Below are 26823 nucleotides of genomic sequence, written 5' to 3'. Positions count from 1 at the left end.
AGCGTCTTAAGAACGAATACGAAACTTCTTAATTCAATTATATTTTTCACTTGCTGGTCCCAGGTTCATGCCCATGCTAATTCATATTATATGAGTAAGCAGGAGAGCGTGGTGCCCATAATGAAAATTGACGATGCATTAAGAAACAATACGAATAAAGAAATTTCCGGTGATAATGTTACTGAAGAAAATAAAAAAGATTCTAAAGGATCCGATAATATCCCGGAAAGTAATTTTGATGGAAAGAATAAGAATTCAGCCAACAGAATGCTTGTTCCTGTCACTAAAACCATCAGTAATAAGGCATCTGTATCTGCATCCAATGAAAAAAGGTACTATATCTCCGATATCAGAGAAGGGATAATAGGAACGAATGCAGAACATCCGATTGATCAGATCTATGATAATATCTTTACGATTTCTGTGGATGAAAAAATAAATCCTTCCTATCAGTATACTTTAGAATATGATTTGTATGGGGTAGATAGTTATAAACAAGTCAGTAAAGTAATCAATGATGATCTGGCAGTGGGAGGCAAGAGTGTCGTGAAAAACTCTGGTTGGACCCATCAATCAGAACCTATTGCCAGCCAGTCAGTCAGACAGGGAAAGAATATGGTAATTTTTACATTACCCCAGCTATCAGATTACAGTTATAAAGTAAGAAACCTTAGGATAGGAATTTCCAATAAGAAAAATCTTGAAAATACAATTGAAGCAAAATACAATGCCCAATCTGTTTCAAAATTTGTTGGAAGTATAGGCAGTGCCGAAAAGCTTAGCCTAAGTTCAGCCGAATTAAACATCCCGCAAGGAGCTCTTAAAAGTGCAGAACTCTTCTCAATTACTGCACTTAGAGACATAGACATGCCTGCACTTACTCCGGAAATGGTCAATGTAACCTCAGATAATGCAGGGTACCGGTTTCTTCCTCATGGGGATCATTTTTCGGCCCCGGCAAAAGTATCTTTAGGGTACGACAAAAAGAAAATACCTACCGGATATACGGAACAGGATATTAAAACCTTTTATTTTAACACAACAGAGAAAAAATGGATTGCTTTAGATAAAGACAGTGTCAATGTACAGCAAAACATTTTAGTGTCAAAAACCACTCACTTTACCGACATGGTAAACGGGATTTTAAAAGTTCCTGAATCTCCGGAAACAGGGAGCTATGCCCCGAACTCTATCAAAGATATCAAAGCAGCCAATCCTTCTGAAGGGATTGTAAGCATTGCACCACCAACTCCCAACAGTATGGGAAGTGTTACAACAAGCTTTCCAATCAAACTTCCTGCCGGTAGAGCAGGAATGCAGCCGTCTTTAGGAGTAAGCTATAGCAGTGAAGGCGGAAATAGCTGGATGGGACTGGGCTGGGATATGTCTATCCCTGCTGTAACGATTGATACAAGATGGGGAGTGCCAACATATGGAGATTTTGATGGAGATACTGTTGATGATGGAATAGAAACTGAAATTTATTCATTGGGAGGCGAGCAGCTTACTTTTGAAGTAAGCCCGGGTGTTTTCGCTATGCCAAACAGAAATGAAGGATTTAATAAAACAAGGCAACCGAACAGGCAGTTTTATCCAAGAGTTGAGGGGGCATTTAACAAAATCATAAGAAAAGGGACAAACCCTAAAGATTATGTATGGATAGTAACATCTAAAGATGGAACAAAATCATACTTTGGAGGGGATGAAACAGGGGTAAAATATAATGCTATACTTAAAGATACTCTTGGAAATATTGGACATTGGGCTTTATATAAAACAATTGATACGAATGGGAACTATGTTTTATATACTTATGATAAATCAACATATTCGGGAAATCCCGGAAATGGTGGTCAGGAATTACACATCTCTGAAATAGATTATACATTACATACCTCCCAGAACCCGGCAAAAAAGTATAAAGTTTTATTCACAACAACTTCCGGTAGAGAGGATGTTCAGATTAATGGACGACTGGGATTTCTTCAGATAGAATCAAAAAGATTAAGCAAAATAGAAGTTAAATATGGTGATGAAAATGTAAGAAGCTATGAGTTTGAATACAAAAATGATGATAAAACCTTCAAAAAGTCACTGTTAAAAACTATAACGGAGAAAGATGCGGCAGGTGCTGTTTTCTATACTAATAAGATAGAATATAATGAAGCTCCTGATGCCGCCAATATGTTTGGTGCACCTCAGTCTTGGGGAGCCCCGGATCATGCTAGCTTTCCCGGCTTGCTTTCTTCAGGGCAGTTATTCCAGGGGTATACCATGCTTTCCGGAAGTCTCGGAAAATCTACAGGAACAAACTTTGGAATCAGTGTTGGGGCATATAATTTATCTTCTCCTCCCACAAGTGATACCAGCTTGTTTAGTTTCAGAAAAGGAACGGTAGGAGCTCATGGATCTGTTACCAATTCGGCCTCAGAAAATCAGATTACTTTAATAGATATAGATGGGGATAATCTGGCAGACAGAGTATATCAGAATAACGGGGTTATTTCTTATTCTAAAAATTTATCAACGGCAACAAACGGGGTTCAGGCATTTGGCCCTGTGGTAAATGTTGGAAATCTACAGGATATAGGAAAGTCCAAGAACTCATCGTGGGGAGTAGGAATTGATGCTAATTTTGGAGGGGCAAGCCTTGGGTTCGATTACTCCAATAGCACCAATACCACTTCATCCTATTTTATGGATTTCAATAACGATGGGTTGGTAGATTTTGTTAAAAATGGAAAAGTATACTTTAACAGACTCGTAGGAAATGTTCCTTCGTTTGATCCTAATAGTGGTTTGACGCCATATCCTATTAATGTTACAGCAACCGGTGTGCAGCCTTCAGTCTCATTATTTGATGATCAGGATAAAGCAGAGAAAAAGATGATGCTGGAACAAAATCCACTGCACGATGTCGTTCGTGTATGGGTTGCTCCAAAATCCGGAACGATTACAGTTAAAAATGCTTTCAAACTGAATCAGATACTGTGTAATCCGGAAGAAGACTGCAGTAAGGCAGATGGGGTTGCAGTCTCTTTTCAGTATAAAGATAATGATCCGCTGGTTAATAATATTAATGCAGGAGATTATAGTTTACATTCTTTTGGAGATCAGGTAATAAATATTGGGAAAGGAGAAAAATTATATTTCAGAGTCTCTTCTAAATATGACGGGACAATGGATCAGGTTACATGGAACCCTGAAATCACCTATTCAACTCCAAATATTCCAGCTGTTGATAGTGATAACAGAGACTTGTCAACCTATAAATCACAGGAAGATTTTGTAAACTCCGGGACCAGCTCTTTCATGGTGGGAAATGCCGGGACATTAAATTTATATTTAAATAAAACAATCCCGCTGTCAGATGATGCTAAAATATTTCTGACAATCAATGATGTGGATTATCCTCAGTTCCCAATGACGATCGCCTCTGGCTCTACTTACAGCAATAGTGTTATTGGTTCACAGGTGAATTTGAATCCTAATGATAAAGTATCTGTAAAAGTATATACTGATACCCAGATCGATTGGTCAAACTTTAAATTAATTCCTGAATTTACCGAGACTTCAACCGGTGAAAAGACCTATTTACAGGTAGAGTACAGTATGTATAATGACAGAGGAAATTTTATAACCTACGCAACCCAATCGGGAGATATCGGGAAAAAGATTTCTGTAAAAGCATCATCCCTTCCTAATTTTAATGGTAAAAGCGGAAAGGTCGTTATCTCGGCAAAAATTAAAAATAAATTATTAACCAAGACAGTTTATAATGTTGTTAGTGGTAATGTAACTCCGGCTTTTGGAACACCATATACTATAGTTTCTCAGGATTTAAATGAGAATATATACCTGGAAACAACAGTAAGTAGTGACGACAGAGACTTTATCAACAATATAACAAGCATTAGCGGTATCCTGATCAACAATGGTCTCAATTATATAGACAACCCGAATAACTTATCGGTACAGTTATCCGGTTCAAATACCGTACAGCAAACAGGAACAATTGTAATCAGCCAGGCTACAATGCTGAAGTTTGAATTAGGAAATTATGTTGCAGGAACATCAGCAACACTCGGTATAAATACTTTTTTCCCTAACGGAACCTTATCCGGGCAATCGGGAATGCCTGTGTATTCGGAAACCATGCTGAATCCGGGAACTTATACCTATACGCTGACATTTTCTCCTGGAGGAGCACCTTCAGCATTTACAAAATTATATATTGAAAATCCGGGAAGTGAAACTACCATCACCAGTTTTACAAATACGCCGCCGCATAAACCAGTTTTGGGACCGCAAACACCAACATCTGCATCAAACTCAAATGAGTATGACAGTAGATTTGGTATACTGTATCGTGGCTGGGGTGGATTTATCCTGAATGGTAATAATCTAAGCAAGAATACAGTTGTAGAAGCCTATGACATTAACAATAACTATGCTAATGGAGGCACTGTTGCAGAAATGAAAGTGGATGAGACGCGCCTGAAACTAAGCAATGCTTATGGTACAGATCCGGGTACGAACCCGACAATTAACAACCCTACAGTGGATCCTAACGGAAATGTTACGATTGTAGATAATGATGGAGCATTATCAAAGAATTATTTCCTGACCATCAATTCAAATGTTAATAATACTGATAAGGGAAGATTAATAGATGTAGATCCAAGCATATATATTTCTCAGAATACAATCAATGCTTCCCGTTTAGGAGTACATAATATAGATTCTAATTTTAATAACAATTCATTAAGCCAGGCTGTCGGGTCTGAGCTGAATGCACCGAATATTCAGCTTAAAAATCAAAGTATAAGTGTTGGTGCGGGAGCAAGTGCCGGCTTTGCCGGAGTGAACGTATCACAAACTATTTTCTCTGAAGCTAAATCTGTACGAAATGTTTTAGATTATAATGGAGACGGATTTCCGGATGATTTCAATAAAACCAATGTGAAAATTACATATCCTGTAGGGTTTTTATCAGGAAATTCTTTAAACGTGGGAAGCCAGTCTATTTCAAAAGCCAGCTCCACAGGTCTTTCATCAAGTTATTCATTTGTACATGGTGAATCTACAAGAATGGCCTTTATACAGACGACTGGAGAAAAATCAAAAAGCAGAGCATTCAATGATAACTTAATCAAGAGTTCAGTTGATAGTAAGGTAGCCGCTACTAAATTATCTGTCAGTGCAAACGGAGAGACTTCTACAGAACATTCAAAACAGACATTCCTGGATATTAATGGAGATGGCCTTCCTGATAAGTTTAATACAAATAATTTTGAACTGAATATAGGAAACGGATTTGCAGGAAATGATTCCTGGGGATCAGATATCAAGCCGGAGGGTGTAGGAAATGGATTTGGACTTGGAGGAGGAATCAGTTTATTCAGGGGAAGTTTTGAATTCGGAGTTAATTTTAGCTCTAATACAAATAACACCACAAAAGAGCTGGTTGATATTAATGGTGATGGTCTGGCAGATAAGGTTTTATATTCAGGAAATACCGCGACAGTATATCTTAATTTAGGAGACAGAATGTCCACCACTCCGTTAAATTTAAATTTCCAGAATGTGAATGATGTTCATAAAGATGCATCGATCAGTGTTGGAGGAAATGCAGCAGGAACTATTCTAATTCCTATTCCTATTGTTGCAGGAGTAAGCGGGCTGAAGCTGAATGTGACTTTAGGTGTTTCTAAAGGGAATTCCACTTCAAGATCCCATACGACGTTCAGAGATATGAATGGAGATGGCTATCCGGATTTTGTAAAATCTGACGATACAGATAATATTACTGTACAACTAAACCAAATTGGGACAACTAATCTTCTTAAAAAGGTAACCACTCCAATGGGAGGTTCTTGGGAAGTTGATTATGAAAGAGTAGGGAATACTTATGATATGCCTCAAAGTAAATACGTATTAAAAAGTGTAATTACCAATGACGGATTTACCGGGGATAATGCCTACAGTCCGGATGTTTCTAAAATTACGGTAAATTATGAAGAACCTTATCATAGCCGAAGAGAGAGAACATTTTATGGCTTCAGACAAGTTACCATCAATCAGATTGATACAAAACAGGGTGGAGCCTCCTCCAATGTGATTTACAGAAAAACGATACAAAGATTTCACAATGGAAACTATTATTTAAAAGGATTATTAAGCACAGAAAGACTTTTTGATGCGAACGATAAAACATGGACAATAAAAACCAATGATTATTCTTTAAAAGAAATTCAAAATACAAATAGTAATTTTATTATTAAGAACAAAGAAGATGAAAAAACGTATCAAAATTACGCTTGTTTTATAGCATTATTTCAAAACCAATCTATATTCCGTGAGGGCGATACTGGCTGGAAAAATATAATTACAAAAGTAAACACATATGACCAGTGGGGTAATGCCACAGATGTAGAAGATTCAGGAGATCCGGATATTGGAGCTTCTGAGATATTAACGAGTAAGATCGTATACACTTTAATCAATCCGTCGGCATATATCATTATGCCAACCTCAGTGAAAAATACGGCAAGTGGTGTAACCAGAGAGAAAAAAGCAGAATATAACACTGATGGTAATCTTTCTAAGATGACGGTTCTTAATCAGGGCGTGAATTATTCCGTTTATGATTTTGAATATGACGTTTATGGAAATATAACCAAGTCTACTGGCCCTGCAAATGTTCAGAACCAAAGATTCTTCCAGCAGTATACTTATGATGATAATGTAAAAACTTATCCGGTAAAAGTGCAGGATGCCTTTGGATACAGCAGCAAAACCCAGTATGATTTCCGTTTCGGAGTGCCTACTTATACTGAGGATATGAACCTGCAGCCGATGAAGTATGTATATGATGCCAAAGCAAGAACTACAGAAATTACAGGACCATACGAATTATTTAACAACATTCCATGGACTATAAAATTTGAGTACAATCCGATTACGGATGCTCCGCTTAATGCAACAAATGCACAGTCTTTTGCAACAACCAAACATTATGATCCGGAATATACAGACAGCACCATTAATACCATTACCATTGCAGATGGTTTCGGAGGGGCGGTTCAGGTGAAGAAAACCGGAGATATTCATAATGAAGGAGTAAAATATATTGTAGGAGGAAAAGTAGAAGAAGATGCCTTTGGAAGAGCGTTAAAAACTTACTATCCGACAGTTGAAAGTATTAGCTCAAATAATACACAGTATAATCCTGCCGTAGATACTATTGAGCCTACCATCAACCAGTATGATGTATTAGACAGGGCGGTTTATACCAAACTGCCTGGAGAAAACCTGTTCTCAACAATTACTTACGGTTTTGGGACAGATGTTCAGGGAAGAAATATGTTTGAAACAGTTTTCAAAGATGAACTGGGAAGCGTTAAAAAAACATATACTGATATCAAAGGAAGAACAACCTCAGTTCATGAAGTATCCAATACCGGAGATATCAAAACTCAGTTTACCCATGATGCTATCGGCGAAATTCTTCAGGTAAAAGATGTAAATGGTAATATTACGACATCCGTTTATGATGACCTGGGAAGAAGGGTTTCTTACACTCATCCTGATAGTGGAGTTACTACTTACAAGTATGATCCGGCAAGTAACATGACTTCCAAAACTAATGCAGCCAATGAAACGGTAGAATATCAATATGATTATTCAAGGCTGAAAGAGGTTAAATATCCTTTATATCCTGAAAACAACGTAAAATATTACTACGGAAATGCACTGGATGCTTCAGCGATGGATAATAATGCAGTAGGGAGATTATGGTATCAGACAGATGCTACAGGAACGCAGTATCTGAAATACGGAAGATTGGGTGAACTCACCTACCAAAGACGTTCAGTTGCAGTACCTGGAGCACAGGTTTACTGGTTCGGAACAGAATGGCAGTATGATACCTGGAACCGTGTGAAAACCATTACATATCCGGATGGAGAAAAATTAACATACAAATACAACAGAGCGGGTAACTTAAATAATGTTGCCTCTGTAAAAGACGGTAATTCCTATCCGATGATTAATAATCTTGGATATGATAAATTTGAGCAGAGAGTATACCTGAAAAATGGAAACGGTACAGAAACAACGTATGAATACGAGACAAACCGTAGAAGACTGCTGAAAATGTATGCTCAGAATACCAATGCCAACAGGTTCTTCATGCAGAACGTATACCAATACGATGTGGTATCTAACGTAATGCAGGTTCACAATAATGCTCCTGTCGTAAATGGTCTTTTAGGAGGAGGAACCAATTATGCATTCGGTTATGATGACTTGTATCGTCTGACTTCGGCTTCAGGAAACTGGAGAGGAATCAATACACAGGCTCAGGAAGAACGCCACCGGTATACCGTTGCCATGTCTTATGATAATATGCACAATATCATGAGCAAAACCCAGAAGCATGAATGGACGACAGGTGCGAGCAACAATAACTGGACGGCAATGGAGCCAACCTCTTACAGGCTGAACTACAAATATGAAAACTCTTCACATCCACATGCTCCTACAACCATTATAGATGAACCTAATTTGGTGCCATCTTCCACATGCTGTAATCCGGATGATCCGGGAGTGAAGTTCCAACATTATAAATACGATGCAAAAGGAAATCCTACTACTATTGAACAGGAAACATGTACCTACACTGAAGAAAGAACAGTTTATCAGTGGGATGAAGAAAATCGTTTACGTTTTGTAGATACCAACCCTTCTACACCGGAAGTTGATGGTGCAGCAATTTATACCTATGATGCGGGAGGAGAAAGAATTATTAAGGATGTATTACAATCTGGGATTTTGGCAAGAGCTATAGCTATAGCTGATCCCTCTGTTATATCCCCGCCTCCGCCGCAATATTTTGGGACTACTCATAATACAGCAGTATATCCGAATGGATTATTGACTCTGAATGTATCATTTGATGACAATGGAACCGTTCTGAAGCCCCGATACACCAAGCATTATTATGCAGGAAGCCAGAGAATAGTCACTAAAAACGGGACAAGTGAAAATATTGGAGTATTTGATTGTAACTGGCTGATTATTCCATTTGCAGGAAGCACTCCGCCGATTAATCCGGTCAATACATCAAATGCCATTCTGCAGACAGCTACTCAGGCTACTCTTACAGTAATGCAGCAGAATAATATCACGCCACCTCCTAATTACGGGCAGAATGCAGGATACAACGGAGCTTGTGTTAATAATTATGCAGGAAATAAAGAACTAGAAATCTATTGGTTCCATCCGGATCATTTAGGTTCCAGCAGCTTTATTACAGGTGCAGATGGAGAGGTAACCCAGAATATAGAATACTTCCCAAGCGGTGAAACCTTTGTGGAAAACCACAGAAATAGTAACCATAGCCCATACAAATTTAATGGCAAGGAACTTGATGCTGAAACAGGGTACTATTATTATGGAGCGAGGTATTATAATCCTAGAGTTTCTCTTTGGTTGAATGTGGATCCGCTGGCAGAGAAGTATCCATCTTGGAGTCCTTATATATATTGTATGCAAAATCCAATCAATGCAATTGACCCTGATGGCCGTAGAGTTTATTTTATTGGAGGAGCAGGGAATGATTCTGATGGATGGAACTATATAGGTCGCTTTAAATCAATATGGTCTTCTTTAGGAATAAAAGACTTTAAAAGAGTTAATGCTAGTCATGGTAAAATTGGAGATATTGGATTCGTAAATGATTTTCGTAATAAACAATCATATTGGACAAATCCAGAGTTTTCTTCTCCTCAAAAACATAGTGCCTCAGATGATAAACAATATAAAATGGCATTGAAAGGTATTTTAAATGATTTGAAGAAAAATCCTTTGAAAGATGGCGAGCAATTAAATCTTACAGGATATAGTTATGGTTCTGTTTTACAAGAGCATCTTGCAATTGGATTAGCAGATAAAGGGTATAAGGTAGATAATTTGATTTTAATAGGAAGCCCTACCTCTGAGGGTAGTGATTTAATGAATAAATTAAAAGAATATCAAGAAGCTGGTAAAATTGGAAATATAATAAGAGAGGATATTAAAGGAGATCTTTTAAGTAATCCAAAAACTGAAGGACAATTTATAAGAGGAGGAATACAAAATAGTCCTTTAGGAGATGGAGATAATGGTGCTCATTTTGATTTGGCTCGACCAGGAAAAAAAGTTGATAAAAAAATTGAACAATTAGGTAGAAAATTACAACAAAATGGGGTTGAGTAAAATTTTTGGAAGTATTATATTTTCTATCATATTAATACTAATTACGAATATGTTACCATCGAATGGATTCTTTGGAGCATATTATGTAGATATCTATATAATAATACCTTTATTATTAGTGCAATTATTAACTTTATTGTTTTATAAAAAAAATAATATTTTAGCAATGATTATAAATATATTAATTAATTTAATAATGATATTTATAACATATAAATTTTTTGTAAATAACTAAAGCCACTGTGTTATGCAAATTTAGAGCTTTAAGTAATAATAAAATTGAACCGTCACAACATCGTGGCGGTTCTTTTCATAAAGCAAATAATTCTCTACATTTATCATTCAAAAACAAAAATGCCTCCATCAGAAAAAAACATCCCCACCCATCACCTCACCACCGAACAGTTTCAGCTGATGACTCTCGACACGGGCCATCCGGAGAATTTTAATGATATTCACCGGCATAATTTCTTTGAGATCATATGGTTTCAGAAAGTGAAAGAAAACAGTAGTCTGGAATTGGATTTTGAAAGTTATAGCCTCAAAAATAACCAGATCTGTATCATTGCACCCGGACAGGTATTCAATATGAAGCTGAGAGGGGAAAAGGGGTATGTAATTGCCGTTAGCAGAGAAATATTCAAAGAAACGTGTGATATTGAAACTATCTTGGCGGGAGGAACAATTCCTTTTTTATTGGATGAAGAAAATGAGACAACCTGCAGTACGGTCATTTCGCTTATAGAAAAAGAATATAATGGAGCGTCGAGGATCGGTTTATTAAAAACCTATTTGAGAGCATTCTGTATTATCATTACAGAACAGATCAGCTTGCAGGATCCTTCAATTAATGACAGGCAGCGTATCCATCAGCTGGTAAGCCTGATCGAAGAACATTATACTGTTGAAAAAGACACCCGTTTCTACGCAGATCAAATCAAAATAAGCATACATCACCTCAATGATATTGTCCGCCATTCAAGAGGAACGACCGTAAAAAAAATGATCGCCCAGCGCCTTTTGCTGGAAGCTAAAAGAGAACTTAGCTTTGGAGCATTAACCGTTAAAGAAATTGCTTTTAAACTTGGATTCAGTGACGCTTCCTATTTCTCCCGCTTTTTCAGAAAACAGACAGGCCAGAATCCTGAAGGTTTTAAATCAGGGAAATCATAATCTCCGGAATATTCTTTTAAAATTGTTTTAAATAAAAGAAAATGCAAAATTAAATACTCAATTTGTGCTGGCATTTCTCCAGTTCCTGTATTGAGCGGCTTTACTTTTTAAAGGAATTTTGCCGGAAGAAAAAACCGCCTTTGCGGATTGTTTTTACTGACTTACCCTTTATGAGAAACTTAAGTATCGTAGTGTTTATTCTGGCACTGCTCAACACCCTCGAATCACTGAGTATAGACCTTTATCTGCCTGCTTTTCCAAGTATGGCTCAGATATTTCAGACCGATATCGGGCATATCCAGATTTCAATTTCCGTATTCTTTGCAGGATTTGCTTTCGGACAGCTTCTTTGGGGGCCTTTATCGGATAAAACCGGACGTAAGCCAATGCTGTACTGCGGACTTTTCCTTTTTATCATAGGTGCTACTGCCATTTTTTTTACAGAAAATATTTACGTGCTATGGGCCATGCGTTTTCTGCAGGCATTCGGCGGAAGTGCCGGAATTGTAATAGGACGGGCCATTGTTATTGATCTGTACGACCGGCAGAAATCTGTAGCGATCTTTTCCCAGCAATCTCAGATAAGCGGGATTGCTCCTATTATTGCCCCATTACTCGGTAGTGTATTTCTTAAATTCTGGGGATGGAACAGTTCGTTTGCCTTTTTAAGTATTCTTGGTCTGATTACCCTGTTCATGGTATTTGAATTTGTTCCTGAAACCAATTTGAAGGATAAAATTTTCGATCATAAAGAAGATGAAAAAAAATTAAAAGACCATCTGAAAACCATCATATCCAACAAAGAATTCATCAACAGTACTATGATTGGAAGTATCGCATTTGCTTCCCTTATTATTTATATTTCCAATGCCCCGTTTTTATTCATGAAGCTCCACGGATTCTCCAGCGGCGTTTTCAGTCTGATATTTGGGTTTAATTCATTGGCTCTGATAACGGCGGCCTATCTCACCCCTAAATTGATAAAGAGGATCAGTGACACAAAACTTTTATTAACTGCTACCCTGATATTGCTGTCGGTGTGCAGCCTGCATATCCTCATCGCAGCCACGAACCTTTCAGTAATACTGGAAATTATGATGCTCTACCTGTCATTGCTGGCCATAGGAATTCTATTTCCCATTACTTCTGCCCATGCTTTATCTCCTTTTAAGGAAGGGCGTGGAACTGCTGCTGCTGTCATGGGATTTATGCAGCTCATGGTTACCTTTTTACTTTCAGGACTTGCGGGTTTTTTAGAGGCAGATTCCATTATGCCGATGGTTCTGATTCGGGCTGGCATTGCCTGTATTGCTGTTTGGTTTGCCTATCGTTCATTTAAAAACAGAAAAGCCTCTCTGTGATTTTAAAACTATACTTGATCAGGAACAGGAAGTCATTCTGATAGGTCATCACGCTGTTTCTCCGTTTGGTCATACCATCCGGGCACTTAATCAAGTAATTTTTGTAAACCATCTCCAAAAGTATCTCTTTGCATAAAATTTAAAATATGAAGAGACATCTTTTGGCAGCTGCTGGCTGTCTGCTTGGCTGTTGGGTCAGTGCACAGTCAGGAATATCCGGAGAGCTTAAAACAGAATATATCCCGTTCTCCAGCTATATCCGTCCGGAGGACAGTGTAAAAACAAATTCTAAAAGCAATTTTAAACGCGCAGACCTCAACCTGAGCATTCCGCTTTCAATGAAAAAAGACAGCAGCGGAAGGGTAAAGGCCTGGTCCGTACTGCTCAGCGGTTCTTATGCAAAAATGACCCATAAAGACTATGAGAAACAGCTTTTTCCCGATCAGATGCTCAATGCACAGGCTGGAATCCAGCACATAAGACCCTTGGGGAAGAAATGGAGTATGATGATGACCGCTTCGGTCGGAATTTATACGGATCTTGAGCAAATAAGTTCTGATGATATCCTGGGACAGGGTGGAGTATTATTTATAAGACATTTTAATCCCAATCTGGCGCTTGGAGCAGGTCCGGTACTTACAACCGCGTTTGGAGTTCCCATGATCTTACCCTGGATCTATTTCGATTGGAAAACAAACGGAAAAGTTAAGCTGAACATCAACTTCCCGGAAGGAATGGAAGCCGGTTACCTGTTTTCAGACAGATTTGCATTAAAAGCCGTTGTAAACCTCAGCGGAATGACCGTAGAAAGAAATAAAGACGGGAAATCAATGTTGTTGGGCTATCAGCAGATTACAGCCGGAATCCGTCCTGAAGTAAAGCTGAATGATAAACTTAGCCTCAGTCTTACAGGAGGAACAGCTCTGCTGAGAAGCTTCAGTGAAAACGACAGAAAAATCAAAAGCATTTTCAAAGACAAAAAAATGGATGACCCGAAGTTTGCCACCACATTTTACGCAGCCGTATCGCTGAGGTGGAATCTGCCATAAGAATCAATGGAAGATGGGGAGAGAAAAAGTTAATATCCAACGTCTATTGCATGTCTTCACCTATTAGAGTTATCTTGTACAGATATTAATAAAAAGGAAGTTGAATGATAATGATCCGCTTCAAAAAACCTTCCGCTCCCGTCTTCCTTCTAAATTATTTACTGATAAGCTTCTTATACACCACCTGATTCAGCAGCTCCTCTTTTCGGGTTCGGGAAATAGGAAGCTCAGTTTTATTGATAAACAGCCGTCCGCCCGATATCATATCAATATGGGTGATATTGATCAGGAACGATTTATGGATTCTGAAAAAATGTTCAGCTGGCAGAGACTCTTCAATGGCCTTCATCGTTTGATGGATCACCAGAGATTTATCTTTAAAATGAAGCTTTGTATAGTTCTGCATACTTTCAATGTATAAAATATCTACCCAGGAAACTTTTATAAAGGTATCAGACTGTCTTACATACAGAAAAGGATCATCAAAAGGAGAATTCTTCATCATCTTTTCAGATACAATGAACTGCTGCTGTGCCTTGTTTACGGCCTGATAGAAACGGTTAAAAGCAATAGGCTTCAAAAGATAATCCACAACCTGCAGACGGTAACCTTCCAGTGCATATTCTGAATAGGCGGTTGTTAAAATGCACAAAGGAGGATTTTCCAGTTGTTCCAGGAATTCCAGGCCGCTTAAATACGGCATATTGATATCAAGGAAAAGAAGATCAATTTCCTTTTCCTTTACCACAGTACCGGCTTCCAGAGCGCTGGCACAGGTTCCTTCAACCGTTAAAAAATCAATCTGACCGGCCAGCTCTTTCATATGAAATCTTGCAAGAGGTTCATCATCTATAATCAGGCATTTCATTTTAGGAACATTACTCATTTTCGTTCGACAGTTTTAAGGTTAAAGTTACTTTGTATACGTTATTATCAGATTCAATTTTAAGATCATGGGAATCCGGATACTGGAGTTTCAGACGTTTTTTTACATTTTGAAGACCGATACCGCTGGATCCTTCCTTCTTTTTATAGCTTGCCACATCCGAGTAGCTGTTTTCGGCATAAAACACAAGAATTCCGTCTTTTTCAAGGCAGGAAATCGCTACATAACCCCTTTGGCCAGGTAGCCTGCAGACGAATTTAAATGCATTTTCAACAAGAGGCACGAGCAGGAGAGGAGCGATGAATGCTCCCTTACTTTGGATGTTCCATTCTGCTTTTACGTCCAGCTCATTGCCCCATCTCAGTTTTTCCACTTCTACCAGGTTCTGCAGATGTTCAATGTCCTGCATCACCGGGACCAGGTTCTGGCTGCAGTGATAAAGCTGGTAGCGCAGAATATCCGAAAATTTAAGCAATAAATAATCTGCAAGCTTCGTGTCGGTTTTCATTAAAATATGAATATGATTCAGGATATTGAAGACCACATGGGGATTGATCTGGTCCTGCAATAGTTTCAGCTGATTCTCCAAATGAGCCTGCTGAAGAAGGATATGGTCCCGTTCTATCTTTCCGTGCTCCTGATAAAACTTGATGCCGCATGCAGATCCGTTGATCAGGAAAGAGGCCGGAATAGACATATAAAAGCCTTTCCATAAAACAGGAATATGATTCCGGAAGCCTGGAGGAAGCTGGTTTTTAGATTCAACTTCGATATAAGTGAAAATGACGGCATAGATCAAGCTCAGGAGAAGAATGACAGCAGCAGCTTGAAAAAGGAACAGCTTCATTTTTTTTAATCTAAGGGCCTTGGGGAGAAGTTTTGTGGTAAGCGCATGCGTAAAAAGAAAGGAGACAACAACCAGCACAACAGTTTGAAGGAAGGCCGTGTCACGGTCGCCGCTCGATTGAAAGTTCACGTACACCGCAACAGCAAACACCAGCCAGAAAATGGTAACAAAAATATATTTTCTTAAAATAAATGGTTTTGTCATGGATAAAATAAAGTGGATTTATAAAAAATTAGAAACTGCAGGACGCAGTTTCTAACACGTAAAGATAATTCAAGTTTTTAGAATAAGAAGTATCCTATCCCGAGCGTAAAGCTGTGCGGTTTGGATTTAAACTCCTTACTGATGCTTGACAGGCCGGTTTCATACCTCAAATCTGCCGAGAAATTTTTATAGTCAATTCCTATACCCCCCGTAATGCCAATATTGGATTTGTCAAAGTTTTTAAAGCCATCCTGCAATGCTTTAGAGGTTGATAGGTTATTTTTTAAAGCATAGCTGTAAACACCTCCGGCAAACGCTCTTACATTAAAATCCTTATCATTGATCAGCTTATACCCGATAACGATCGGAACATCTACTGAGTTCCAGGTCAGTTTCGGAGAACTTCCGTCTTTGGAATCAAATGATGTCTTTCTTTTGTTGAATAAAGCCTCTCCTTGTACATAAAGCCTTCCGATGTCCATTCTGGTCATAATTCCACCCTGATACCCGAAACCATACTTTCCTTCCAGTGATGAAGATCCCGCTGAAGTTTTGGTGAAGTTGGCGCCGCCCTTGATCCCGATATGGAAAGCCGGTGTTTGTTGTGCCTTGGTTTCTACCGAACAGGTAATACATAATAAAAAAGTGCTGAGTGCTAAAATCTGCTGTTTCATAAATTGTTGTTAATAATTTGATGCAAAACAACAACGATCAGAGTGTTTATGAAACTTTATTTGATGAACGGCACAGATGCTTTGACAAGGACCTGTTTTTGGGTGAATGAAATAAAAAAACCGGAAGCAGATCTTCCGGCCGGTTGTATTAAAAAGGTTCTTCTTCACAAATGGTTGGTGGAATGCAGCCTCCGCCTCCGCCACCTGGATTTCCTCCGCCTACTGCAACGCACGTTCCCGGATTTCCGTCAGCATCCATTTCGCAGGCTTTTCCGAAAGTACAGTCACAGTCTGTCCAGCAGTAAGCAGAATCGCCGCTCATATGGCATCCGTTGCCTCCTCCGCCAAGAATCACTGCAAGATTCTTCCTTGAAATTTTCTTAATGTTTCTCATAATAATTTGATGTTTAAAGTTAGTAATCTGGTATTTACGTAAATATACCAAAAAAAGAAATCATTTCATCAGGAAGAGAAATAGGATAGATAAGATTTAGCGTTGAAAGTTCTTAAAATAAAAAACCGCTGCTCTCACAACGGTTTGATAATTATTTTTTACTGAAATTTAACTGTAAAGGAAGACTGACTACAGAAAGGACAGGTTTTCCATTGGATTCTGCCGGTTTCCATTTTCCTTTATCCCTGATACGGTAAAAAGCGGCTTCTATAAAGGCATTCACGTCTTCATTATTTCCTTTTACCCTTGCATTAAAAACATTTCCTTTAGAATCCAGAGTGAATTTCAAAGTGATCTTATAAGGATTTACGGCAAAGTTCAGGAAAGTAAGGTCTATAGCTTCATTTAAAAGTTTCTGAAAAGATGCTTTTCCGGTTTCATATTCAGCTTCCTTTGTAATTTTGGGAGCTGCCGGAGGCGGAACATCCGTAAAACTTTTCTTTTCCTCCTCAGAAATTTTTTCTAACGCATTTTTGTATGCTGAAATCTTTTCTTCCGTAAGTAGCCATTCCTGTTTAGTTCTTTCATCATTAGGCTTCGGATATTTCTTGTACAGAGACTTGATCTTTCTCTCGTACCGTGAGTCCGCCTTCTGAAATTCAGAAACCTGGGCATAGCTGAAAGAAAAAATAAGAATCAGTACTAATGCTGAAAGTTTTTTCATCAGGATTACGCTTTTACAATATTAATGATTACTTCGGTTGCTTTTTCCATGCTTTCCAGGGCAACATATTCGTAAGGTCCGTGGAAGTTCATTCCTCCTGCAAAAATATTCGGACAAGGAAGTCCCATATAAGAAAGCTGTGCTCCGTCCGTTCCTCCTCTGATTGCTTTGATTAAGGGCTCAATGCCTGCTTCTTTCATTGCTTTGGCAGCCAGGTCAATGATGTGCATTTTTCCTTCAAACTGCTGCTTCATGTTTCGGTACTGTTCTTTAATCTCAACTTCAGCGGTCCCTTCTCCATATTTCTGGTTGAATTCAGCCACTTTTTCCTCCATGAATTTCTTTCTGGCTTCAAATTTTTCTTCGTCGTGATCACGGATGATGTATTGAAGTTTAGCCTCAGAAATATCAGCTGTAATGTCCATTAAATGATAAAACCCGTCAAAACCTTTAGTCGTAGCCGGAGTTTCATTGGCCGGAAGCAATTGTATAAATTCAGCAGCCAAAAGAGCCGCATTCACCATTTTTCCGTAAGCATAACCCGGGTGAACACTTAATCCGTGGATTTTTACCACAGCACCTGCAGCATTAAAATTTTCATATTCAAGCTCTCCCACTTCACTTCCGTCCATTGTATAAGCCCATTCAGCACCGAATTTTGCTACATCAAATTTGTGTGCACCTCTTCCGATCTCTTCATCAGGCGTAAATCCTACCGCAATTCTTCCATGTTTAATTTCCGGGTGGGCAATAAGATATTCTGCAGCCGTTACAATCTCTGCACAACCAGCCTTATCATCAGCTCCAAGTAATGTATTTCCGTCAGTAGTAATCAGCGTTTGACCGATATATTTTTTTAAGCTTTCAAATTTTGAAGCGGATAATGTAAATCCGGTAGTTGAGTTTAAAAGAAGATCACTACCGTCATAGTTTTCCCAAACCTGTGGCTTCACATTTTCTCCGCTGAAATCCGGAGACGTGTCGTAGTGTGAGATAAAACCGATCGTAGGTCTGTCATCATTATCCAGGTTGGAAGGAACATATCCCATGATATAACCGTTGTCATCAATAAAAACATTTTCCAGACCTATCGTTTTTAATTCTTCAGCAATATAATTTGCAATATCCCATTGTCTGGGAGTAGAAGGTGTAGTTTCACTCTCTGCATCGCTGGTTGAATATATTTTTACATAGGCAAGAAAACGGTTCAGTAATTTCTCTTTCCACATCTGGTTAAATTCTATTGCGCTCATGAATTTTAAATTTCAACAAATATACAATGTAAATTTTTCAAATCTGGGTTTTAAAGCATAATTTCAGCCCTGAATACGATTTCATTTCCTAATCAGGAACCACAATTTCGATAATCAAATAATTTGTTATAACTTGCATGAATTATGATGTCCAAACGTTGCAAATATGCTTTGAAAGCAATGGTTAGATTGGCAAGAAACTATAATCAGGGATTTTTGTCAACGGCCGTTATTGCACAGGATGAGAATATTTCCAAAAAATTTTTAGAGCAAATCCTTCTTGAGCTGAAAAGAGCCAAGTTGGTCAACAGTAAGCAGGGGACTGCCGGAGGATATTACCTGCTGAAGTCGCCTGATGATATCTCGCTGGCTGATATCTATCGTATTTTTGAAGGGCCTATTGCCTTAACTCCTTGTATTTCAATAAATTTCTATGAACCTTGTGACGATTGTGTAGATGAGGCAACCTGTTATCTAAGGAATGAACTGATCATTGTAAGAGAAAAAACAAGAAAAAGTATGATGGAAGCCACCCTTACTTCCTTCATAAAAAACAGCTGAATTTTTTTTTAATTTTTATATCCTACTAATTTGGTAGGATAAATAGGATTTATATATATTTGCAGAAGTTAATTTCAATTCAAAATGGAAAATACTCTGAAAATAGAATTCGATAAATTATTTGGAGAGGCCTCTGGTGGGGTTTTTGCCAATGATTTTTTGGAGGTTCTTGCCAAAAAATTTCCTGCAGAAGTCATCTTTTCTACCAGCTTCAGTTATGAAGACCAGGTAGTCACCCATCTGATAAAAAATCTTGATATCGATATCTTTACTCTGGATACGGGTAGACTTTTTGAGCAGACCTACGAGACATGGACCTCATCCAGAGCATTCTTTAAAAAAAATATAAAAGCCTATTATCCGGACCCGGAATCTCTGCAGCAATTTGTTTCAGAAAACGGACCGGATTCTTTTTACCAATCCGTAGAGCAGAGAAAAGCTTGCTGTAATATCAGGAAGGTAGTTCCTCTCAAAAAGGCACTTCAGGGATATAAAGTATGGATCACCGGCTTACGTTCGGAGCATTCCGCGGGAAGAGGGCAGATGCCTCAATTGGAATGGGATCCGGATCATCAGATCATAAAATTCCATCCCATCCTTCACTGGACGACGCAGCAGGTCGCAGAATATGTTCAAAACCACCACTTACCATATAATCATCTTCATAAAAAAGGATTTGTAAGTATCGGATGTGAACCCTGTACAAGAGCGATCAAAGAAGGGGAAGATTTCAGAGCGGGCCGCTGGTGGTGGGAAGATGCAGATAAAAAAGAATGCGGTTTACATGTCCATCAATAAAAAATTCAATATGTCATTATATCATTTAAATTATTTAGATCAGTTAGAAGCAGAATCCATCTATATACTGAGGGAAGTGGCAGGACAGTTTGAGCGTCCGGCTTTACTGTTCAGTGGCGGAAAAGACAGTATTGTACTGGCTCATCTTTCGGCAAAAGCATTTCCCCACGGGAAAATTCCTTTCAAATTTGTTCATGTAGATACAGGGCACAATTTTCCGGAAGTTTTAAGCTTCAGAGACGATCTCGCCACAAAACTGAATGTCGACCTGATTGTAAGAAAGGTAGAAGATACCATTCGTGAAAGAAAACTCACAGAACCGAAAGGAAAATTCCCAAGCCGCAACTGGTTGCAGACCTTTACACTACTGGATACCATTGAAGAATTTGAATTTGATTCTTGCATCGGAGGCGCACGTAGAGACGAAGAAAAGGCCAGGGCAAAAGAAAGAATATTTTCTGTAAGAGATGAATTCGGACAGTGGGATCCTAAACTGCAGCGTCCTGAGCTTTGGAATATTTTCAACGGAAAAATCCATAAAGGAGAAAATGTAAGGGTTTTCCCGATCAGCAACTGGACAGAGCTGGATGTATGGAACTATATCAGAAGAGAGAAAATTGAGCTGCCATCTATTTACTTCTCGCATGAAAGAGAAGTAGTGGACCTCAACGGACAGTGGATCGCGAATTCAGAATTTGCTGTACTGGAAGAAAGTGATATGGTAACAAAAAAACGGATCCGTTACCGTACCGTAGGAGATATGACCTGTACTGCCGCAGTAGAATCTGAAGCAGCTACCGTAGACAAAGTCATTGAGGAGATTGTCGCCACCAGAATTTCAGAAAGGGGCGAAACCAGAATTGACGACCGAGTGACCGAAGCCGCAATGGAAGACCGTAAAAAAGGAGGCTACTTTTAATCAGTAATGAACAATGAGTAATGAGCAATAGCGAATACAACATATTACTCATTATCCATTACTTATTACTCATCATTGATCAATCATCATTTATAAAAAATCGTGGATATATTAAGATTAATAACAGCAGGAAGCGTAGATGACGGTAAAAGCACCCTCATCGGAAGACTGCTTTACGATAGCAAGAGTATTTTACAGGATCAGCTGGAAGTGCTTGAGAAACATTCTAAAAACAAAAATGAAGACGGTGTGGATCTGGCCCTTTTAACGGATGGGCTCCGTGCAGAAAGAGAGCAGGGAATCACCATTGATGTCGCCTACCGATACTTTTCGACATCCAGAAGGAAATTTATTATTGCAGATGCTCCGGGACATGTTCAGTATACCCGGAATATGATTACCGGAGCTTCCAATTCTGACCTGATGATCATCCTGATCGATGCCCGGAAAGGAGTTATTGAGCAGACAAGAAGACATTCCATCATCGCTTCATTGCTGAAACTGAAAAAGGTAGCCGTTGCCATCAATAAAATGGATATGGTAGACTATTCGGAAGAAGTCTTTGAAGCCATAAAAGCAGACTATTCCGGAATTGCTGAAGAACTGGGGCTGGAAGATGTTACCTACTTTCCGATTTCCGCATTGAAAGGAGACAATATTGTTTCCCTGTCGGCTGTTACCGGATGGTACAAAGGAAGCTCTCTTCTCGAATACCTGGAAAAAGTACAGATTGATCAGGAGCAGAATAGCGGAAGCCGTTTCCAGGTGCAGTATGTCATCCGTCCTCAGACTGAGGAATTGCATGATTACAGGGGGTATGCAGGACCAATCGTAAGCGGCAGTTTTCAGAAAGGAAATAAGATTGCTATTCTTCCCGCCGGGATTATCACGGAGATTTCATCCATAGAAGTCAATGGTGCTGAGGTTCAGGAAGCTTTTGAAGGGCAGCCGGCCGTCATTCAGGTTAAAGATGATATCGATATCAGCAGGGGAGATTTCTTCACCTCGGCAGAAGAACTTCCCAAAGTTGAAAAAGAAATAGAGGTTTTACTGTGCTGGCTGGATCAGAAAGGTCTTCAGCCTGGAAATAAATATGTTTTGCAGCATCACAGCAGGCAGTTGAAGGCTGTGGTAAAGCAGGTGGACTATAAAATTGATGTCAATACTCTCGAAAAAGAAAGTGCGGATGAAGGAATCAAGCTCAATGAAATAGCAAAAGTAACGATTCGTACAGCGCAGCCTTTAGTATTTGACGATTTTATAAGCAATAAGAAAACGGGATCGGCCATTTTAGTGGATGAAACCTCCAATGCGACGGTGGCAGCATGTATAATTCAGTAGATCATGGCAGTTTCAGATTATTTTATTAAAAAAGTCCTTGAAAAAAAGAACGGCAGCTCTGGAGGCTTCTTTGATAAAACAAGCATGGAAAATTTTGTCAAAGAGCTTTACGGCAACTTGTTTCTTTGCCAGGAAGTAAATACGGAAGATCATCTTCAGAATGAGTTTGAGCGATTAGGTAAACTTCTCTTGAATTTGGTTAAAAGTACCACGCAGGATGAGGTTTTAGCTGAAAAGCAGACCGAAGATTTCTTTAACGTACTTCCCGATATTTATAATAAACTGGTCCTTGATGCCGAATCCATCCTGGAATTTGATCCTGCTACGGAATCTCTGGAAGAAATCCTTCTTTCCTATCCGGGATTTTTTGCAGCGTATGTTTACAGAATTTCCCATCAGCTGTGGATTCAGAACGTGAAAACCCTGCCTCGTGTGATATCGGAATATGCTCACAGCAGAACAGGAATAGATATTCATCCCGGAGCGGTCATTGGAGAACATTTCTTTATTGACCACGGAACTGGAATCGTCATAGGGGAAACCACCCGGATCGGGAATCATGTGAAGCTGTATCAGGGAGTAACCCTCGGAGCTTTGAATGTTTCAAAAGATAAGGCCAACGAAAAAAGGCATCCCAATATTGAAGACCATGTCATTATTTATTCAGGAGCGACCATTTTAGGAGGCAGTACAACCATAGGCAGAGACAGTATTATCGGAGGAAATGTCTGGATCACACAGGATGTTCCGCCCAATTCTCTGGTCTATAATAAAAGTGAAATAAAGATAAAAGACAACGGGCCGCTCCCGGAATCTTTAACATTTGTGATATAGCAATGATAAATTCTTAATGGTTAAAATATAAAAAACAACATAAAATTGAGTCGGTATGAAGTTCCAGAACACATTAGAAACCATCGGAAATACCCCGGTTGTAAAAATTAATAAACTTTTCGGTACAGAACACGAGGTTTGGATCAAACTTGAAAAATCCAATCCCGGAGGAAGCATCAAAGACAGAATTGCTTTATCCATGATCGAGGATGCAGAAGCCAAAGGACTTTTGAACAAAGATAGTGTTATCATCGAACCTACCAGCGGAAACACAGGAATAGGACTCGCTCTGGTAGCTGCTGTAAAAAACTATAAACTCATCCTTGTGATGCCTGAAAGTATGAGTCTGGAACGCCGCAAAATTATGGAATCATATGGAGCAGAATTCGTTCTGACTCCCAGAGAAAAAGGAATGAAAGGAGCCATTGAAAAGGCAGAAGAGCTGGCACAGCAGACCCCGAATTCCTGGATCCCGAGACAGTTTGACAACCCGGCCAACGTAAAAGTGCACGTAGAAACCACTGCACAGGAAATCATTAAAGATTTTCCTGACGGACTTGATTATCTCATCACAGGCGTGGGAACCGGCGGCCACATTACAGGAATTGCAAAAGTTCTAAAACAGCAGTTCCCCGATATCAAAGTTATTGCTGTAGAACCGGAACTTTCACCTGTCCTTAGTGGAGGAGCTCCGGCGCCTCATCCGTTGCAGGGCTTAGGAGCTGGATTTGTTCCGTCCATTCTTGATACCGCTCTTTTAGATGAAATTATTCAGATCGGTAAAGACGAAGCTTTTGAACATACAAAGGAAGCCGCCAAAAAAGAAGGGCTTTTCGTCGGAATTTCTACCGGGGCCGCTTTGGCTGCAGTAGCAAAAAAACTACCTGAAATACCTGCCGGATCCAGCATTTTGACTGTGAATTATGATACAGGCGAAAGATACCTGTCTATTGAAGGGCTCTTCTAGACGTCACTAATAAAAAGATTTAAAATGAAACAAAATAACAATTCGCCACAGGTTTTCCTGGTAGGCGCAGGACCTGGCGACCCTGATCTGATTACTGTAAAGGCCGTAAAAGCCATTGCTAAAGCCGATGTGATCTTATGTGACCGTCTTGTAAGTCCCGAAATCATAGAACGTTATGCCGGTAAAAAAGCAGAAATTATATATGTGGGAAAAGAATGCAGTAAAAATGCTTCCACACCGCAATCCCGGATCAATACATTAATCGTTGATTATGCTTTACAGGGAAAAACTGTGGTCAGGCTCAAAGGAGGAGATATTTCCTTTTTTTCCAATGTTCTGGACGAGCTTCAAGTTTTGAAACAACACAATATTCCATTTGAAATTGTTCCGGGAATCACAGCGGCTTCGGGGGCGGCTGCCTATGCCGGAATGCCTTTAACAGCAAGAGGCTACGCCACGTCAGTCCGTTTCCTGACTTATTACAAAACCGAAATTCTCAGCAGTGACTACTGGGAAGAACTCGGAGCATCAGAAGACACCCTTGTTTTTTATATGTCTAAAGGAAATCTGGAAGGTTTGGTCGATCAGTTTTTATCAGTAGGAAAAACAGAAGGCAAAAAGATCGCCGTCATTGAACAGGCTACCACCCCTTACCAGAAAGTATACACCGCTTCTCTCGAAGATTTTCATGAAAAATTGGGAAAAAAGGATTTTGTATCACCGTCATTGGTTATTATCGGGAAAGTAGTGAACCTGCATGAAGAATTTTCCTGGCTGAAAGAGCCTATACAGGAAGGGATTTATTTTAAATCTGTAACCAATGGAACCTTAGTATCAAACCCTCAAAATATATTTGAATATGCTGTCTGAAACTAAATTAAATGCCCTGAAAGAAATATCCGGAAGCTTCTCCAGAGATGAAGCTGTCTGGGCCAGTGGTTTTCTCGCCGGTATTGCAGGTTCTTCCGTTACAGTACAGGATATTCCTTCGCCGGCTGCTCATGCCGAAACTGTTTCTGCCAAAAAAATTACCCTTGCTTACGGTACTGAAACGGGGAACAGCAAAAAACTGGCAGTAGAACTGGCCGGAATTATTAAGAAAAAAGGCATTCAGGTGAAGCTGGCAGATCTTTCCCAGTATAAGCCGAAAGATCTTTTGAAAGAAGACTTTTTCTTTATTATTATCAGTACGCAGGGAGAAGGAGAACCTCCGATTCTTGCAAAGAAATTTTATGATCATCTTCATGAAAACGATCCGGATCTCAGCAACCTGAAATTTGGAGTCCTGGCACTGGGAGACAGCAGTTATCCTCTGTTTTGTAAAACAGGAGAAGATGTGGATGCACGTCTTGAAGTATTAGGAGCACAGCGAATCATTCCTCTAAAAAAATGTGATGTTGATTATGAGCAGGAATCCCACAGCTGGGCCGAACATATCTTAAATGTAGTCAGTAAAACAGCAGAAAGCAGCCAGAAAAGTACGATATCGCCAAAAACATCCACGGGAAGAAAAAAATACCAGGGAAAAGTTTCATCCATCATTAACCTGAATGATATCGGATCTGATAAGGAAACCTACCACATCGAAATAGAAACCGAAGAACCCCTTGTTTACAGCCCCGGAGATGCTCTGGGAGTGATGGCTTTCAACCCAAGAACAGAAGTGGATGAAATCATTTCTTTGACCGGAATTGACGCCCAAAAGCAAATTGTAACCTCAAAAATTACTGCCAGTGCAGAAGAACTGCTGTATAAACATCTGAATATAAGCTATCTCCTTAAATCTACGGTTGCTCAATACGCCCAAATCACAGGTCAGAATATTCCTGAAGTACGATTAAGCCTTCTTGATCTCCTTCGGATCTATCCTGTAAAAAGTGCAGCAGAATTTGAACAGGTGATCGGCATTTTAACAGGTCAGTCGCCCCGTTTATATTCCATTTCATCATCACTGGAAGCTCATGGCGATACTGAAATTCATATTACCGTAGCCAAATCTGAGTTCCTGATCAGCGATAAAAAGCAGAATGGACTGTGCAGTGGCTTTCTTTCCGCTTTTAATGAAGGAGAAGACCTTGAATTCTACATTCAGGAAGCCAAACATTTCAGACTTCCGAACCAGGATAAAGACATTATTATGATCGGGCCGGGAACCGGGATTGCCCCTTTCAGGTCTTTCCTTTACGAAAGGGATGCTATAGGTGCAGAAGGGAGAAACTGGCTTTTTTTCGGGGACCGGAACTTTGTCTCAGATTTCCTTTACCAGGCAGAACTTCAGGACTTCCTCAAAACAGGAACACTTACCCATCTTGATCTTGCCTTTTCCAGAGATACAGCAGAAAAAATATATGTACAGCACAGGCTGAAGCAGAAAGCCCAGGAAGTATACCACTGGCTGGAAGGAGGAGCATCCGTGTATATATGCGGAGCTAAAGATCCTATGAGTAAAGATGTAGAGAAAACAATTCTGAACATCCTTCAGGACAAGGGAAAACAGACTTTAGAAGAAGCGCAGGCTTATCTTGAAGAGCTGGAACTCAGCGGGAGATACGTAAAAGATGTGTATTAAATCATAAAT

At 39.3% G+C, this 26823-nt stretch carries 18 protein-coding genes; 12 read left to right on the top strand and 6 right to left on the bottom strand.

Translation table 11 applies throughout. The features are described 5' to 3' along the window. Positions 1–90: 90 nt before the first annotated feature. The 4 genes from BUB03_RS09360 (at position 91) to BUB03_RS09345 (ending at position 13843) form a co-directional block, all read left to right on the top strand. Positions 91–10260, top strand: a complete 10170-nt coding sequence (locus BUB03_RS09360; protein ID WP_175547495.1) for a SpvB/TcaC N-terminal domain-containing protein — start codon at positions 91–93, stop codon at positions 10258–10260. A gap of 354 nt (positions 10261–10614) precedes the next feature. Then, positions 10615–11433 carry a helix-turn-helix domain-containing protein gene (locus tag BUB03_RS09355; RefSeq protein WP_073062268.1) on the top strand — a complete coding sequence of 273 codons (819 nt, stop codon included), beginning with the start codon at positions 10615–10617 and terminating at the stop codon, positions 11431–11433. A 170-nt stretch (positions 11434–11603) separates the two neighbouring features. Next, complete coding sequence (locus tag BUB03_RS09350) at positions 11604–12794, top strand: multidrug effflux MFS transporter (RefSeq protein WP_073062266.1); 1191 nt, start codon at positions 11604–11606, stop codon at positions 12792–12794. Positions 12795–12940: 146 nt separating this feature from the next. Then, positions 12941–13843, top strand: coding sequence for a DUF6268 family outer membrane beta-barrel protein (locus BUB03_RS09345; RefSeq protein WP_073062264.1), 903 nt, complete (start codon positions 12941–12943; stop codon positions 13841–13843). 154 nt (positions 13844–13997) lie between these two features. Here BUB03_RS09345 and BUB03_RS09340 read toward each other — a convergent pair whose 3' ends face one another. From BUB03_RS09340 to pepT, 6 genes are all read right to left on the bottom strand, one after another. Beyond that, positions 13998–14729, bottom strand: coding sequence for a LytR/AlgR family response regulator transcription factor (locus BUB03_RS09340; protein WP_073062261.1), 732 nt, complete (start codon positions 14727–14729; stop codon positions 13998–14000). Continuing rightward, positions 14722–15780: a sensor histidine kinase gene (locus tag BUB03_RS09335; RefSeq protein WP_073062259.1), complete on the bottom strand. Its 1059-nt coding sequence runs from the start codon at positions 15778–15780 to the stop codon at positions 14722–14724. Before BUB03_RS09335 ends, BUB03_RS09340 begins: the two co-directional genes overlap by 8 nt. A gap of 77 nt (positions 15781–15857) precedes the next feature. After that, positions 15858–16454 (bottom strand): porin family protein, encoded by a 597-nt coding sequence (locus BUB03_RS09330; RefSeq protein ID WP_040993146.1) that lies wholly within the window; start codon positions 16452–16454, stop codon positions 15858–15860. A gap of 148 nt (positions 16455–16602) precedes the next feature. Further along, positions 16603–16848, bottom strand: coding sequence for a hypothetical protein (locus BUB03_RS09325; RefSeq protein ID WP_040993147.1), 246 nt, complete (start codon positions 16846–16848; stop codon positions 16603–16605). Positions 16849–16999: 151 nt separating this feature from the next. Beyond that, a complete protein-coding gene (locus tag BUB03_RS09320; protein ID WP_073062256.1) occupies positions 17000–17572 on the bottom strand; it encodes an energy transducer TonB in 573 nt (190 codons plus the stop codon). Positions 17573–17577: 5 nt separating this feature from the next. Continuing rightward, positions 17578–18825 (bottom strand): peptidase T, encoded by a 1248-nt coding sequence (pepT, locus tag BUB03_RS09315; protein WP_073062254.1) that lies wholly within the window; start codon positions 18823–18825, stop codon positions 17578–17580. Between the two features lie 144 nt (positions 18826–18969). Between pepT and BUB03_RS09310 the strand changes: the two genes are divergently transcribed. The 8 genes from BUB03_RS09310 (at position 18970) to BUB03_RS09275 (ending at position 26814) form a co-directional block, all read left to right on the top strand. After that, on the top strand, positions 18970–19386 hold the full coding sequence (locus BUB03_RS09310; protein WP_073062251.1) for an RrF2 family transcriptional regulator: 417 nt from the start codon (positions 18970–18972) through the stop codon (positions 19384–19386). Positions 19387–19470: 84 nt separating this feature from the next. Further along, entirely contained in the window at positions 19471–20184 is a 714-nt protein-coding gene (locus tag BUB03_RS09305) for a phosphoadenylyl-sulfate reductase (RefSeq protein WP_040993151.1), read from the top strand. A gap of 10 nt (positions 20185–20194) precedes the next feature. Next, complete coding sequence (gene cysD, locus BUB03_RS09300; RefSeq protein ID WP_083538900.1) at positions 20195–21103, top strand: sulfate adenylyltransferase subunit CysD; 909 nt, start codon at positions 20195–20197, stop codon at positions 21101–21103. A gap of 102 nt (positions 21104–21205) precedes the next feature. Next, a complete protein-coding gene (locus BUB03_RS09295; RefSeq protein ID WP_073062248.1) occupies positions 21206–22444 on the top strand; it encodes a sulfate adenylyltransferase subunit 1 in 1239 nt (412 codons plus the stop codon). A 3-nt stretch (positions 22445–22447) separates the two neighbouring features. Next, the gene (gene epsC / locus BUB03_RS09290; protein WP_073062246.1) at positions 22448–23278 is read left to right on the top strand and encodes a serine O-acetyltransferase EpsC; all 831 of its coding nucleotides are present in this window, start codon (positions 22448–22450) and stop codon (positions 23276–23278) included. Between the two features lie 55 nt (positions 23279–23333). After that, complete coding sequence (cysK, locus tag BUB03_RS09285; RefSeq protein WP_073062243.1) at positions 23334–24245, top strand: cysteine synthase A; 912 nt, start codon at positions 23334–23336, stop codon at positions 24243–24245. A 24-nt stretch (positions 24246–24269) separates the two neighbouring features. Further along, positions 24270–25115 carry a uroporphyrinogen-III C-methyltransferase gene (gene cobA / locus BUB03_RS09280; RefSeq protein WP_073062240.1) on the top strand — a complete coding sequence of 282 codons (846 nt, stop codon included), beginning with the start codon at positions 24270–24272 and terminating at the stop codon, positions 25113–25115. Further along, positions 25105–26814 (top strand): diflavin oxidoreductase, encoded by a 1710-nt coding sequence (locus tag BUB03_RS09275; RefSeq protein WP_073062238.1) that lies wholly within the window; start codon positions 25105–25107, stop codon positions 26812–26814. The genes cobA and BUB03_RS09275 overlap by 11 nt, the downstream gene beginning before the upstream one ends. Positions 26815–26823: the final 9 nt, after the last annotated feature.

It is taken from the genome of Chryseobacterium oranimense, assembly GCF_900129755.1.
GTDB classification, from domain to species: domain Bacteria; phylum Bacteroidota; class Bacteroidia; order Flavobacteriales; family Weeksellaceae; genus Chryseobacterium; species Chryseobacterium oranimense.
This window is presented reverse-complemented; position numbering and strand designations above follow the sequence as displayed.

What these genes read in the sequence shown, in the direction of transcription:
- BUB03_RS09360 (WP_175547495.1), top strand. Translation starts at nt 91, where the DNA reads ATGAGTAAGCAGGAGAGCGTGGTGCCCATAATGAAAATTGACGATGCA.
- BUB03_RS09355 (WP_073062268.1), top strand. Translation starts at nt 10,615, where the DNA reads ATGCCTCCATCAGAAAAAAACATCCCCACCCATCACCTCACCACCGAA.
- BUB03_RS09350 (WP_073062266.1), top strand. Translation starts at nt 11,604, where the DNA reads ATGAGAAACTTAAGTATCGTAGTGTTTATTCTGGCACTGCTCAACACC.
- BUB03_RS09345 (WP_073062264.1), top strand. Translation starts at nt 12,941, where the DNA reads ATGAAGAGACATCTTTTGGCAGCTGCTGGCTGTCTGCTTGGCTGTTGG.
- BUB03_RS09340 (WP_073062261.1), bottom strand. Translation starts at nt 14,729, where the DNA reads ATGAGTAATGTTCCTAAAATGAAATGCCTGATTATAGATGATGAACCT.
- BUB03_RS09335 (WP_073062259.1), bottom strand. Translation starts at nt 15,780, where the DNA reads ATGACAAAACCATTTATTTTAAGAAAATATATTTTTGTTACCATTTTC.
- BUB03_RS09330 (WP_040993146.1), bottom strand. Translation starts at nt 16,454, where the DNA reads ATGAAACAGCAGATTTTAGCACTCAGCACTTTTTTATTATGTATTACC.
- BUB03_RS09325 (WP_040993147.1), bottom strand. Translation starts at nt 16,848, where the DNA reads ATGAGAAACATTAAGAAAATTTCAAGGAAGAATCTTGCAGTGATTCTT.
- BUB03_RS09320 (WP_073062256.1), bottom strand. Translation starts at nt 17,572, where the DNA reads ATGAAAAAACTTTCAGCATTAGTACTGATTCTTATTTTTTCTTTCAGC.
- pepT (WP_073062254.1), bottom strand. Translation starts at nt 18,825, where the DNA reads ATGAGCGCAATAGAATTTAACCAGATGTGGAAAGAGAAATTACTGAAC.
- BUB03_RS09310 (WP_073062251.1), top strand. Translation starts at nt 18,970, where the DNA reads ATGATGTCCAAACGTTGCAAATATGCTTTGAAAGCAATGGTTAGATTG.
- BUB03_RS09305 (WP_040993151.1), top strand. Translation starts at nt 19,471, where the DNA reads ATGGAAAATACTCTGAAAATAGAATTCGATAAATTATTTGGAGAGGCC.
- cysD (WP_083538900.1), top strand. Translation starts at nt 20,195, where the DNA reads ATGTCATTATATCATTTAAATTATTTAGATCAGTTAGAAGCAGAATCC.
- epsC (WP_073062246.1), top strand. Translation starts at nt 22,448, where the DNA reads ATGGCAGTTTCAGATTATTTTATTAAAAAAGTCCTTGAAAAAAAGAAC.
- cysK (WP_073062243.1), top strand. Translation starts at nt 23,334, where the DNA reads ATGAAGTTCCAGAACACATTAGAAACCATCGGAAATACCCCGGTTGTA.
- cobA (WP_073062240.1), top strand. Translation starts at nt 24,270, where the DNA reads ATGAAACAAAATAACAATTCGCCACAGGTTTTCCTGGTAGGCGCAGGA.
- BUB03_RS09275 (WP_073062238.1), top strand. Translation starts at nt 25,105, where the DNA reads ATGCTGTCTGAAACTAAATTAAATGCCCTGAAAGAAATATCCGGAAGC.